Origin of the sequence: Vibrio bivalvicida, from assembly GCF_001399455.2 — a bacterium.
GTDB classification, from domain to species: domain Bacteria; phylum Pseudomonadota; class Gammaproteobacteria; order Enterobacterales; family Vibrionaceae; genus Vibrio; species Vibrio bivalvicida.
Genome location: NZ_LLEI02000010.1, coordinates 29,003 through 41,862, shown reverse-complemented (window position 1 = coordinate 41,862; position 12,860 = coordinate 29,003). Strand labels below are relative to the sequence as shown.

The 12,860-nt window shown below is 46.6% G+C and carries 13 protein-coding genes; 3 read left to right on the top strand and 10 right to left on the bottom strand.

All coding sequences use genetic code 11. The features are described from left to right. Positions 1 to 57 precede the first annotated feature (57 nt). Positions 58 to 2,382, bottom strand: a complete 2,325-nt coding sequence (locus APB76_RS00875) for a Tex family protein (protein WP_054962685.1) — start codon at positions 2,380 to 2,382, stop codon at positions 58 to 60. Positions 2,383 to 2,604: 222 nt separating this feature from the next. Between APB76_RS00875 and APB76_RS00870 the strand changes: the two genes are divergently transcribed. After that, positions 2,605 to 4,488, top strand: a complete 1,884-nt coding sequence (locus tag APB76_RS00870) for a putative ATP-dependent zinc protease (RefSeq protein WP_054962686.1) — start codon at positions 2,605 to 2,607, stop codon at positions 4,486 to 4,488. Between the two features lie 35 nt (positions 4,489 to 4,523). On the opposite strand, the gene greB is transcribed toward APB76_RS00870, so the two are convergent. Beyond that, positions 4,524 to 5,003 (bottom strand): transcription elongation factor GreB, encoded by a 480-nt coding sequence (gene greB / locus APB76_RS00865; protein WP_049844145.1) that lies wholly within the window; start codon positions 5,001 to 5,003, stop codon positions 4,524 to 4,526. A gap of 175 nt (positions 5,004 to 5,178) precedes the next feature. Between greB and ompR the strand changes: the two genes are divergently transcribed. Together ompR and envZ are read left to right on the top strand one after the other, a co-directional pair. Beyond that, a complete protein-coding gene (ompR, locus tag APB76_RS00860) occupies positions 5,179 to 5,898 on the top strand; it encodes an osmolarity response regulator transcription factor OmpR (protein WP_004746095.1) in 720 nt (239 codons plus the stop codon). Between the two features lie 79 nt (positions 5,899 to 5,977). Then, complete coding sequence (envZ, locus tag APB76_RS00855; RefSeq protein ID WP_049844144.1) at positions 5,978 to 7,285, top strand: two-component system sensor histidine kinase EnvZ; 1,308 nt, start codon at positions 5,978 to 5,980, stop codon at positions 7,283 to 7,285. 63 nt (positions 7,286 to 7,348) lie between these two features. Here the strand turns inward: envZ and APB76_RS00850 are convergent, their stop codons facing one another. Genes APB76_RS00850 through gspG form a run of 8 tightly spaced genes read right to left on the bottom strand, consistent with a single transcriptional unit; the run spans position 7,349 to position 12,840 of the window. Beyond that, entirely contained in the window at positions 7,349 to 8,113 is a 765-nt protein-coding gene (locus tag APB76_RS00850; protein ID WP_054962687.1) for a type II secretion system protein N, read from the bottom strand. A 4-nt stretch (positions 8,114 to 8,117) separates the two neighbouring features. Further along, positions 8,118 to 8,609, bottom strand: a complete 492-nt coding sequence (locus tag APB76_RS00845; RefSeq protein WP_054962688.1) for a type II secretion system protein M — start codon at positions 8,607 to 8,609, stop codon at positions 8,118 to 8,120. A 10-nt stretch (positions 8,610 to 8,619) separates the two neighbouring features. After that, positions 8,620 to 9,834 carry a type II secretion system protein GspL gene (gene gspL / locus APB76_RS00840; protein ID WP_054962689.1) on the bottom strand — a complete coding sequence of 405 codons (1,215 nt, stop codon included), beginning with the start codon at positions 9,832 to 9,834 and terminating at the stop codon, positions 8,620 to 8,622. Beyond that, positions 9,800 to 10,813 (bottom strand): type II secretion system minor pseudopilin GspK, encoded by a 1,014-nt coding sequence (gspK, locus tag APB76_RS00835; RefSeq protein WP_049844140.1) that lies wholly within the window; start codon positions 10,811 to 10,813, stop codon positions 9,800 to 9,802. The genes gspL and gspK overlap by 35 nt, the downstream gene beginning before the upstream one ends. Further along, positions 10,806 to 11,456, bottom strand: a complete 651-nt coding sequence (gene gspJ / locus APB76_RS00830) for a type II secretion system minor pseudopilin GspJ (protein ID WP_049844139.1) — start codon at positions 11,454 to 11,456, stop codon at positions 10,806 to 10,808. The genes gspK and gspJ overlap by 8 nt, the downstream gene beginning before the upstream one ends. After that, positions 11,443 to 11,799 (bottom strand): type II secretion system minor pseudopilin GspI, encoded by a 357-nt coding sequence (gspI, locus tag APB76_RS00825; protein ID WP_049844138.1) that lies wholly within the window; start codon positions 11,797 to 11,799, stop codon positions 11,443 to 11,445. The genes gspJ and gspI overlap by 14 nt, the downstream gene beginning before the upstream one ends. Then, a complete protein-coding gene (gspH, locus tag APB76_RS00820; RefSeq protein WP_049844137.1) occupies positions 11,786 to 12,373 on the bottom strand; it encodes a type II secretion system minor pseudopilin GspH in 588 nt (195 codons plus the stop codon). Before gspH ends, gspI begins: the two co-directional genes overlap by 14 nt. A 23-nt stretch (positions 12,374 to 12,396) precedes the next feature. Beyond that, positions 12,397 to 12,840, bottom strand: coding sequence for a type II secretion system major pseudopilin GspG (gene gspG, locus APB76_RS00815; RefSeq protein WP_049844136.1), 444 nt, complete (start codon positions 12,838 to 12,840; stop codon positions 12,397 to 12,399). Positions 12,841 to 12,860: the final 20 nt, after the last annotated feature.

The window sequence follows — 12,860 nt, the reverse complement described above, 5'->3', positions numbered from 1 at the left end:
AAAAATCCCCGTTAGTATCGCTACTACGGGGATTTATATTTTTAGATCACCAAGTTGCTAGCGTTTCGCTTTGGCGAAGGCAGCAGCAAAAGCACCACCCATCGCACTATTACCGCTGGACGACTCGTCACGACGGCGTTGACCACCTTGCTGTTGTCGCTGCTGACCCCGTGGAGCACTTGTACGCTGAGTTCGGTTGTCTTGCCCTGGCTCATCGGTCAAACGCATTGAAAGGCCAATACGTTTACGCTGCACATCCACTTCCATCACTTTCACCTTGACGATATCACCCGCTTTAACCACTTCACGCGGATCAGAAACGTAACGGTCCGTCAGCGCAGAGATGTGCACTAAGCCATCTTGGTGAACGCCGATATCAACAAAAGCACCAAAGTTCGCAACGTTAGACACTACCCCTTCTAACACCATCCCAGGTTCAAGATCAGAAACCTGATTAACGCCATCAGCGAATGTGGCTGTCTTAAACTCAGGGCGTGGGTCGCGACCCGGTTTATCTAGCTCTTTGATGATGTCGCTCACCGTCGGCACACCAAAACTGTCATCGGTATAATCAACAGCGTGAAGTCCGCGTAGGAACTGAGTATCACCAATCAGCGCTTTGACATTTTTACTGTTTTTCTCAGCAATCGCTTTGACCACAGGGTACGCTTCTGGGTGAACAGAAGAAGCATCCAATGGGTTCTTACCCTCCATAATGCGCAAGAAGCCTGCACACTGCTCAAATGCCTTAGGCCCCAAGCGCGCGACCTTTTTCAGCGTGGTACGCGCTTCAAAGCGGCCATTTTCATCACGATAATCAACAATGTTTTGCGCAATTGTGCTCGACAAGCCAGCCACGCGAGTCAATAGTGCTGGTGATGCAGTATTCACATCTACGCCCACCGCGTTCACACAGTCTTCGACCACAGCATCAAGACGTTTGGCCAGCATGGATTGGCTTACATCGTGCTGGTACTGACCCACACCAATCGATTTAGGATCAATCTTAACCAGCTCAGCAAGCGGGTCTTGTAGGCGGCGAGCAATCGACACTGCACCACGTAGTGACACATCTAAATTCGGGAACTCGTTCGCTGCAAGCTCAGACGCTGAATAAACCGATGCACCTGCTTCGCTAACCATGATTTTCTGCACTTTGAGGTTGCCACGTTTAATCAGATCAGCAACAAACGTATCCGTTTCACGTGAAGCCGTACCGTTACCAATCGCAATCAAGTCAACGTTGTATTTGCGCACTAAGGCGTCAACAATCTGAGCTGATTTATCATATTGTTTTTGTGGTGGATGCGGATAGATAGTCTCTGTCGCTAGCACCTTGCCTGTAGAGTCTACAACCGCAATTTTAGAGCCAGTACGTAGACCCGGATCAAGACCTAACGTCGCACGAGGGCCAGCCGGTGCTGCCATCAACAAGTCTTTAAGGTTAGTGGCAAAAACCTCAATCGCTTCAATCTCAGCGCGTTCTTTCATCGCCCCCATGAGTTCAGTTTCCATATGCATAGAAACTTTGATGCGCCATGCCCAGCTAATGACTTGCTTACGCCAAGTATCAGCCGGTGCATTGCTCAGGGAAATGCCATAATGGTCGCTGATAATCGTCTCACAGTAAGACTGGCGAACGCCTTCTTCTTGCGCAGGGTCAGCATTCATCGCTAGGGTCAAGAAACCTTCATTACGTCCGCGTAGCATCGCAAGTGCGCGGTGCGATGGCACTTTACTCAGCGCTTCATTATGTTCGAAGTAGTCCTTAAACTTCTCACCTTCGCGCTCTTTACCCTCAACGACTTTCGCCACAAGTTCAGCGTTACGATTAAGGTAAGCACGGATTTTCTCTAGTAAGTTTGCATCTTCTGCAATTCGCTCCATCACAATAGCGCGAGCGCCATCTAGAGCGGCTTTGGTATCTGCAATGCCTTTGTCTGCATCAATGTAGTTTGCAGCTTCGACTTCTGGCTCAGTCAAAGCCTCATTCCAAAGCTTATCGGCTAACGGTTCTAGACCCGCTTCGATTGCGATTTGGCCTTTGGTGCGACGCTTTGGTTTGTAAGGCAAGTAAAGGTCTTCAAGACGCGTTTTACTGTCTGCCTGCGCTATCTCAGCTTCAAGCTCAAAGGTTAACTTACCCTGCTCTTGAATCGATTTAAGAATGGTTTGGCGACGCTCATCTAGCTCGCGTAAGTAGGATAAACGGCTATCAAGATTACGCAGCTGAGTATCATCCAATCCACCCGTGACTTCTTTACGGTAACGGGCAATAAAAGGGACTGTGTTTCCATCATCAATAAGGTTAACAGCAGCAGTGACCTGCTCAGGTCGAACACTCAGTTCCTGAGCAATCAAATTACAGATAGCGTGGCTCATCCGTTGAATCTCTTGTTGTTTTAAACCTTCTTTATATTGGGATTACTCGTGCAAAACCCAACATTTTTTGTTATCGCTAGCAAGGTTACGCAATTGTTTTGCTAATAGTTTGGCAAATATGTGAAAGTTATGTCAGAAATAAAGATAGTTCAGAACTTAGAACTAAAAAATGGAACTAAATTCGTTCACGACCTGTGCGAATAACGAGTAGTTGGAACCGCGATGAAAAAAATCTTACTGGCATTATCTATCTCCCTAGTCTCATCCTATGTGTTAGCCGATCAAAGCAGCACCACTATTAATGCGTCTACTCAATCACCTGTCTATACACTCGATGACAAGCTCGTTCTGGGTCGTGTAGAGAGTGTTTATCTCAACGAGATAGAAGCGCTAACAGGAGTTTCATTTGCTGGTAAGATTGATACCGGAGCCGATACGACGTCGATGCACGCGACTAATATTCGCGTATCTAGTTCCCATTCAAAATTCAGTCACCTAAAAGATCAAGAGCTGATGAAGGCTTTAGTTGACTTTGCCCCAATTGATAACGTCGATTACGATGATTGGAATGCTGAGCTTTTTGCCCCTTACGGTGTTGAAGTGACTTTCACCATTAAACACCCACATACGGGAGAAAATATCCAGATCACCAGACCAATAGAACACGTCGGTGTGATTCGCAATCGAACCCAAAAAGAACCGATCCTAAGACCTACGATTGCGTTATCTATGACCATTGCAGGTAAAACGGTGATGACAGAGGTTAATTTGACCGATAGAACTCAGTTTTCAGCCCCGATTCTGATCGGCAAAACCTTTTTAGATAACAACGCTTGGGTTTACGCAGGGTACGATTATCTGCAAGAGCAGCAAAACGCGCAGCTTATTGGCAAAAAAGAAGCGGTTGAGATCGCGGGTGTTAAACAAAAGGTCAGCTACTCACTGCAAAACAATTACTCCGCTCTACATGCCACTAATATCAAAGTCGACAACAAGAAACAGCAAGTCTCATTTGATATTGAGGATGATAACGGCAATCGTTCGACACTCACTCGACCGCTAGTGCGCATGCTCAATGTGAGCGGCACTAAACGCCCGATGGTCTTTATTCCAGTCGAAACCAACGACGCTGAAACTCAGTACTGGTTCGTCTACTTAACCGACCGTAGCAAATTCAACTCTCAGTTGCGCCTTGGCAAAGGGACGCTTAATCGACGCTTTATGATAGATACTAGCGCGGTATCTCTACTTGCAGGTACACCTCAAACCATGAGTAGCAAATCAAAGGCAATGCAAGTCTCTGGTGAAGAGTCGCTGCTACTTGATGGTATTGAGCTGACTGCTGAGCCTTCTTTAGTGGTTAAAACATCGCTACTGAAGGTCGCGAGCTTCGAGATCTTTGACAAAAATGGCAAGGAGTGGGTGACCTATTATCTCACCGACCAAAACGGTGAAGCGCAGCAATTTTCTAAACCAATCAATAAGACACTAAAAGTTGGTGACTCTACCCGCCCGGTAGTGTTTGGTACCTTCACCTTATACGGTGAAAAAGTTGAACTGCCGTACGCGATTGATGTTCTTGACCAAGACGAAACCAAAGACTACTTCATCATCGGTCAGAAAATGTCGAAAAATGGGGTGCTGATCAATACCCGCACCGATCATCTTCTCGATTCTTACCCGTTGTTTAAAGCAGGCCATATTGAAGTAGCACAAGTAGAAGGCCTTAGCTTCCCAGTCAAGCTCGACACGGGTGCCGATGTCAGCTCGATCAATGCACAGAACATCAAACAGTTCGAAAAAGACGGCAAGCCTATGGTCAGTTTTACCTACAAAAATGATCTTGGCATGGAGAAAGACTTTACCCTAGAGGTAGTCGATAGCATGAAGATTAGGGCGAAGAAAGGTGAGCAACCAACCATTCGCCCAGTGGTCGAGATGCAGGTCAAACTCGGTGAACTAGAGAAAAAGATCCGCGTTAACCTCAAAGACCGTAGCCGTTTCCACTACAGCATGATCTTAGGTAAAAACTTCCTTAAATATGGTGCAGTTGTCGGCAGTGAGCACAACTACATTCTGACTGACAAGCCCGCTAGCGAAAAATAGTTAAAGCAAAAAGTCCCGCAAATCGGGACTTTTTGTTATTCAGCACCATAGCGGATACAGTTAACAAACCACTCTTTGTAACCTTCCGGGGTTTTGACGCTAAACTCGTCATCGACTTCTTTTTTCAACAGTGCGCGTGCCATCGGCGAATCAATCGAAATGTAGCCCTTAGCATCACCATAGATTTCGTCAGGGCCAACAATACGGAATGCTTTGACGTCACCGGCTTCATTTTCTATTTCCACCCAAGCGCCAAAAAACACTTTGCCTTCTTGTTGCGGAGAGTAATCGACCACTTTGACTTGCTCTAAGCGCTTACGCAGATAGCGTACGCGGCGATCTATCTCTCTTAAGCGCTTTTTGTTGTATTGATAATCTGCGTTTTCACTCCGATCACCGAGACTCGCTGCCCAAGTCACTTTTTTAGTCACTTCCGGACGCTCTTCTTTCCACAAAAAATCGAGCTCTTTTTTAAGTCGATCAAAGCCTTCTCTTGTTATTAGGTTCGTTTTCATATTTCTGACGTTATTAAATTGAAGTTCCGATATACATTAGCTAAAAAGGAAATAAACGTTAACAATTCTTTGCTCCAATAGCTTAAGAACAGTGTTACATTTTAAGTTGCGCATAAAGGTGACTGTTTCAACAGCCTGAAGTCGCGCAAGCTTATTAACTAGGTGGACCCATTACATGCAAGAAAATCACAAGATCTTAGTTGTTGATGATGATGCACGACTTCGTGCACTACTAGAGCGTTACTTGTCTGAACAAGGATTCCAAGTTCGTAGTGTTGCCAACAGTGAGCAGATGGACCGCCTGCTAACGCGTGAAACTTTCCATTTGATGGTGCTAGACCTGATGTTACCAGGCGAAGACGGACTATCGATCTGCCGTCGCCTGCGTAATGCCAACAGCACGTTACCGATTCTGATGCTGACCGCAAAAGGGGACGAGATTGATCGTATCGTCGGCCTAGAGGTAGGGGCAGATGACTACTTACCAAAACCGTTTAACCCACGTGAACTATTAGCTCGTATTAAAGCGGTCTTACGCCGTCAAACTACCGAGCTGCCAGGTGCGCCAAGTAGTGAAGAATCGGTGGTTGAGTTTGGTGATTTCCGCCTAAACCTAGGTACACGTGAAATGTTCCGTGGCGATGAAGCCATGCCGCTAACTTCTGGTGAGTTTGCCGTATTGAAAGCTCTCGTGACCAATGCTCGTGAGCCAATGTCGCGTGATAAGCTAATGAATATGGCTCGCGGTCGAGAATACTCAGCGATGGAGCGTTCAATTGACGTGCAGATCTCTCGCCTGCGCCGTATGCTCGAAGTCGACCCAAGTAAACCTCGCTACATTCAAACGGTATGGGGCTTAGGTTATGTGTTCGTCCCTGACGGCAAAGAAGCTTAACCAATTATATGTTTGATAGAGTGCGAGACCAAGTCTCGCACTCTTTGTTTTATACTAACCTTCTCTCAAGGTAGGTGTTATGCGCATCCGCAGCTCATTTACTCAATCCATTTTTATCTTTCTAACTCTGCTTATCGCAAGCCAGATTTACTCTTATTACGCAGTCTTTAACTACGCTCTTATGCCGAGTCTGCAGCAATTTAATAAGATCCTCGGTCACGAGATTAATCTTATGCTTGATGACTCTCAAACCATAGAAGATGGACTGGCAATGGACGCACCACTGCGTCGACGTGTGTTAGAGCAACTTGGCGTGACCGTTCATGCCAAAGACAGCCCAATGGCAGATGAATATCACCATGCAGTGCGTATTGATTTGATGAGTGAAGAGATGACGAACGAGCTAGGCTCACCAACCGATGTTCGTATGATGCTTGGAGAGGAGAGTTATGTATTGTGGATGAAAATAGACTCCCTGCCAGACTCACTGCTGCGCATTCCACTCTCTGAGCTGCAAGAAGAGGATTTTACCCCGCTGTTTCGCAATAGCCTGATCATGGCACTGTTAATTGTTGCTGGTGGCTGGCTGTTTATCCGCTTGCAAAATCGTCCTTTGATCGCGCTAGAAAAAGCAGCCAAAGGAGTCGGTCGTGGTGAAATCCCACCACCACTGCCAGAAAAAGGCGCATCAGAAATTCGCTCGGTGACACAAGCATTCAACCAAATGTCAAAGGGTATCCAAGCACTCGAAGAAGACCGGGCCTTGTTGATGGCAGGTATTAGTCATGACCTGCGTACGCCATTAACCCGAATTCGTTTGGCGACTGAGATGATGTCACCTGAAGATAGCTACCTGGCAGAAGGCATCATCAGTGATACCGAAGAGTGTAACGAAATCATCAGCCAGTTTATGGATTACCTCAAACCGGTAAACAAGCAATCTTTCATTGAAGTTGACCTCAATGAGATCGCCAACGATGTCGCTTCATCTGAAGGTGGTTATGAGGTGCAAATTGATACCGACCTACACCAACCACTAAAAGAAACACTAGGTAGCCCAATTGCGATCAAACGTGCAGTGAGCAATTTAGTGGTCAATGCGATTCGCTATGGCGACGGCTGGACTAAAGTGAGCACAGGCATTACCGCTGACAACAAGTTAGTTTGGGTGTGTGTCGAAGACAATGGTCCAGGGATAGAGCAAAGCCAAATCGCCAAACTATTTGAACCCTTTACGCGCGGCGATACAGCACGTGGAAGCGAAGGAACAGGGTTAGGGTTGGCTATCGTTAAACGAATCGTCAGCCAACACAATGGCTCAGTGATTGTTAACAATCGCAGTGGCGGAGGGTTGAAAGTGCAAATCAGCTTCCCAGCCACCAAATAGCAACAAACACAAACAAATAAGGACAGTCACTAGACTGCCCTGTTTGATCTTTCTACTTAGCGGCTAAAGCCGGCCTTGATAACTAAACTGAAACTTACCTTCGCTGTCAGCTTGAGTTGGCAGCCACTTTAGCTGTTGTTGAAATGCGCTCGGAAACTCAGCTTGCGGCTTAAACCAAGCACTAGAAGTGTAGCTCTGATCAGAATTCAACTTAGCAACAAAGCCACTTTCAACTTGGTCACTCTTTTGCTGCCCAATGACATCAAAACGACTTTGCTGACAGGTAAAGTTTGCAATTACGGGGCCTACTTGCAAATCAGACATAGGTGTACCAACGATATCGGTATTCCATACTACGCTGCCTTGCGCGCTTTCACAGTACGGAGCGGCGTAAGCATAAGAGCGCAGGCTTAACTCTACTTGACCACTCAGTTCTAAAGGAACAGGTAGCGACGGCGCAAACTCCAGCACTTGTTCGACTGGCAACGAAGCGATTAAGTTCTCGGCGTATAAACCACTGGGTGAGTAGCCAACAATCCCGCGACCTTGGAGTGACAAATCACTACCACGGCCAAAACGCACCTGAGCTTCTATACCTCCAGTAAACAGCTTGGCAATATTAAGCTGCCAATTAAGCGCTCCATAGCTTTGGTTTTGCCACTTAACTTGGTGCACTGAGCCTTGCCATACTGTCCCTTCAACGCCTATTAGCTTGAGCTGATTAGGTAGTGGAGCATACTGCACGACGAACTGAGCGGGTAAGTGCACCATGGCACTGGTAACAAAAACGGTACTAAGGAATAAGCCCGATAAAACTGTCTTTTTCACCCAATTACCCTCTGCCAAGCTGAAGTCGATTTACTTCGATCATACCGTCTGTATCGCCCTTATCAATATCCAGGAATACAACCTTAATGCCATGCTTTTCTTGCAAGAAAGTTATCCAATCCATAAATTGATTGAACGGCATAGGTGCGACCCACACTTGGAACTGCTCACCACGTGGCTGGACTCGGATCAGCTCTACTTTAAATCGACTGACACTCGCAGAGACCGCTTGATTGATAGGCAGGCTAGAAACCGCTCCGCGACCTTGCCCTCGAGACTGGCTGATCTTGTCCGCCTTGTTTTTTACCCAAGAGAGCAATTGCTTTTCGCTTTGAATTCGCATTTGGGCATTGTCGGCTCGCTCAGCCACAGGTTGCACAACACCCCAGTACAACCCTCCTAAAATCACCAGTAATGAGCAAGCCACCACTAAGCGCTGTTCACGCTGAGAAATACTCAGCCACCATGTTTGTAAGGTATTAACCAATTTATTCATGCTTAGCACCTCACAAAGGTTTTAGGACGAGAGAGCCGTTGACCAAGCTCCCTGAACGATTAAGTTGACCTTGTTCAACGGCAAAATTAGAGCCGAGCAACTCAGCGGCCTTTTCAAAGGTTTGAAAATCTTTACTTTGCGCCTGTAGGCGAACTTCATTGCGCCCACTGTCATACTTAAAGCTAGTGAGATCCAACCCAGGCACTTTATTAAGCAGCGGTGGCAACTTAACCATTAGATTAAGTAACGCACTATCTTCAGAGCCTCCAGACAAGCGATTCACTTCACGCTCCATTTCGCGCTTTAAATAACTGACGGTTGGAATCTTATTTTTACCCGGTAATGACTGACGGAAAATCCGCTCACTCTCTACACGATAGGCACTCGCCTGGGCTTCATACTTTTGAATTTTAAGCACATTATCGACCACGACCACGGCCACTAATAAAACAGCCGCCACCGCAACCTTCTGCCACACTTTCCAGTAACGACTGAAAGAAGATTTCGGCTTGAATTGCCCGGTAAGTAAGTTGATCTTGCTAGTAATGGCTTGTTCAGCAAGTAGTTGCATGACTAACTTAGGTTCGCCGTTAATCCACGACTGCTGCTCAGCAAGTTCAAGTGAAGCTGGTAAAGCCGAGTATGCTGTTAGCGGTAGATATTCATCACCTTCCTGTGCCCATTCAGATTGAGCAACTAAAGACAACCAGTCACTCTCGACTGACATCCCCTGATAAGACGACTTTTTCACTAACCATTGCTGACCAAGCTCAACGGCAGACATACCATCGTTATCAGGCAAAGCTAATACGTCTGGCATTACTTTTTGTATTTGACAGCCAATATCACCAAGTTCCATAAGGACCTTTTCTAACCACTCAGAGTCCAGCGCACATACCTGTGCACGACCTTGTGATTTACTCAGGATGGTAAAGTGCAGTTGATCGACATCCTGCGCTAAGTCATCTTCCAGCACATAGGGCAGCATAGATTCAAGCTGACGACTTGCGCCTGCCGGAATTTCTACATCGGTTAACACTAGGCTTTGTGCCGACAACAAGGCAATCGTACGGCGCCCTTCCGCGTACGTCGCGATCTCTGGTAACGCTTGATGACTGTCTAACTCGCCACTCGCAATCACTTCCTTTTGCGACTCCGACCAGACTAACCACTGGATAGCCTGAGCGGTATTATTTGTCAGTCGAACGATCAGAAACTCGTTCACCGATACCTCCGAAGCGACGGCTAATGACCGTCGCAGTTTGTTTATCACTACTAAATAGCAAGCTGCGAACTCTCACTCGAGACTCCCCAACCAATAATTCAACATCCAGTTCAAAATAGGCACTGGTCACCGCCAAGTAACCTTTACCCTCTTTGCGAACCTCATCGGTTACGTTGGCAAACTCTTTTTCGTTTAAAAAATCATCTACGCTTTCCCAACCATCAAAAGGCCGGTTTTCAAGCACTTGCTTAGCTTGATCTACACTGAGCGCAGGTTGAAATAGCGCCGCTAACAATGCGGCTTGTTCAGGCTGTATGGTATTCACATTTAACCTAAAATCTGCACTGGGAATCGCACACACAAAAGGCTGTATCTTTTCCATCACCTCGCCCGAGACCTGATTGACAGCGCGCAGCTCTGAACTATCGGCCATCAGACTATTTGCTGCCATGTACGCTGGAGACATAGACTCATAGAAGCTATCTTCAACGCCAACCGTCGAGTTAACTGAGTCATTATTGTCTAGGTATTCCCAAACTGACTGAGCAATCGTCTCGGCCTGATAGTTTTCTATTTCTAGCTCTTCAAGCAAATTTTGCAGCACTTCCACCAAGTAAGGGGATTTATCAGAACCCGCGGTCGAGGTGACACTCGATAAGGCATTGAGGTTGAAACAGGCTTGCTGGTCAACCAAACGACCTTTTAAAGTCCCGTAGTCGAGTGGATACGTTTGTTCTTCTAACGCCCAAGGCTGAGAAAGATTGATCGTGTCTGAGTCTTTAAAGCTCTGTTCAAGCCCTGTTTTGGCTAACGCTTCAGCCCCCACACTATACCAATAAGCTTGCTGGTAATTGATTTGGTTGGTTGCGCGCTTAAACTGGCTAAACAAACGATCCGCCATACTGGCGGCAATACTGACCATCACAGCCAACAGCAACAAGACAATGATCAGCGCAACACCTCGCTGTTTTCTAACCATCTTGTTTCTGCTCCTCAGCTAACTCTAAAGCCCCACCCGATGTCAGATAGATTCGCTCAATTTTGCCATAATCCTCTAACTCCAAGTTCAGTGCGACAGCCTGTGGTAAGGCTAATTTGGTCTCCCAGTTTTTCTGCCACTTCTTACCATCAAAAAAGCGCATCTCAAAAGAGTCCACCCCATCAAGCAAGGGCATGACAATCCCTTCTTGCCCTGCTGGTGTATCGATATAGCGCCACCACACTCGTTGCAGTTGCTTATCTTTAATCCGATAGCCGACTTTGCTTACTTCACCTCGCGGAAACTGCTGCTGTGGATTGTGCCAACCCGAGCGAACAAACATCACACCCTTCGCATCAGAATCGAGCAAATAATCTTTCCATTGCAGCAACATAGCAGAAGGCTCTTCACCGTTAGTACGAGACTGGCGCAAGGCCATTTGGCGAAAATCGTTATCCATAAACACCAGTGCTCGCTGCAGTGCTTTCAAACGTTCACTGCGCTCCATCGAGATTTCATTACTACGCTGCACCTGATTAAGAACCTGATAGGCGCCCACACTCAAGCTAGCAAAAATAGCAATCGCCACCAGTACCTCAATTAAGGTAAAGCCTTGTGACCGAGCGCGGTTATTTCGGTACATAGCTTCTCACCGTGACAACGGGTGCCCCTTTTTCGCTGGTTGCAACCTTGACATCAAATGCTTGCAGCATATCCCCGGCGGTGGAAACGGGTTCCACTGTCCAGAACCACTCTCGCTCAGCCAGGGTCTCTTTGCCCTTTTTTTTACTCGGCTTAGTGCCAGATAACATCACTTTCGCCATTTGATTGTCAGCAACCATCGCCGCAAAGGTCTTCTCTTCTAGGAAGTTAAGCGTGTTAATGTGTTGGCTGACCGAACGTATCGTTGCAATAGCCGCCGTGGCAAAAATCGCCAATGCGACCAACACCTCTAGAAGCGTAAAGCCTTGTTTAGCTTTGTTCATCACTTTCTCCAGGTGCTAGCAGTAAGATCTGTCCATTTTCTTTTGCCACTATTCGCCAAGCATCGTCTTCAACGCTACGATCTTGCGGATAAATAGCAATAGAAAATGGGGTGACTTCACCACTCGACATAATAAAGACTTGCGGAGGCTGTAGTTTTTTCTTCTCTTGCTCAAACTCTGCAAACATATCTTCATCGAATAGAGAGCCGGGCTTAAACAAACGCTCTTTGTCATTCCAGACGTTGCCACCAAGCTCTAACACAATGGCTAGACTACCATTCAGCTCCGTTTCCGGCGGGATATGATGTTGCTCTAACTTTTGCCAACCTTCAGACTTTAAACGCATGAAGTGATAAGCGGACTTTTTCTCATCGACACGCAGTCCAAAATCATTGCCACTGAGCATCGCTTCCTCATTCAGCAGTTGAACGCGATAAAACAATGACTGCGCCTGCTTTTTTGCGCCGTCTTCTGCACTAGCGGGTAAAGTAGAAATAACCGCCACCGATGCAAGTGAAATCAGCACCAGAACCAGTAGTATCTCTAGCAGAGTAAATCCAGAATGACGACGCATAGTATCTAGCGTTAACCGTTTAATTACTGAAAATCTTGAATATTCCAGTTGCCGATATCGGTATTGGCACCTTCACCGCCTTCCTGACCATCAGCACCTAGAGTAAAGATATCAACGTTTCCGTGATCACCTGGGCTCAGGTATTGGTAGTCGTTGCCCCAAGGGTCAGAAGGTAAACGTTTAATGTAACCACCATCACGGTAGTTACGTGGTTCTGGGCTAGATGGCTTGGTCACCAATGCCTCTAGGCCTTGGTCTGTTGACGGGTAAACACTGTTATCAAGCTTGTACATATCGAGGGCATTTTCTAACGCCACGATATCAGTGATCGCTTTCTGCTGATCGGCCTTTTCTTTGTTACCAAGTAAGTTAGGTACGACAAAGCTTGCCAAAATACCCAAGATCACTACCACCACCATGACTTCTAGCAAGGTAAAGCCAGACTGTTTTTTCATTTTCTTGTTCATTTTATTCTCCACAAAAAGCA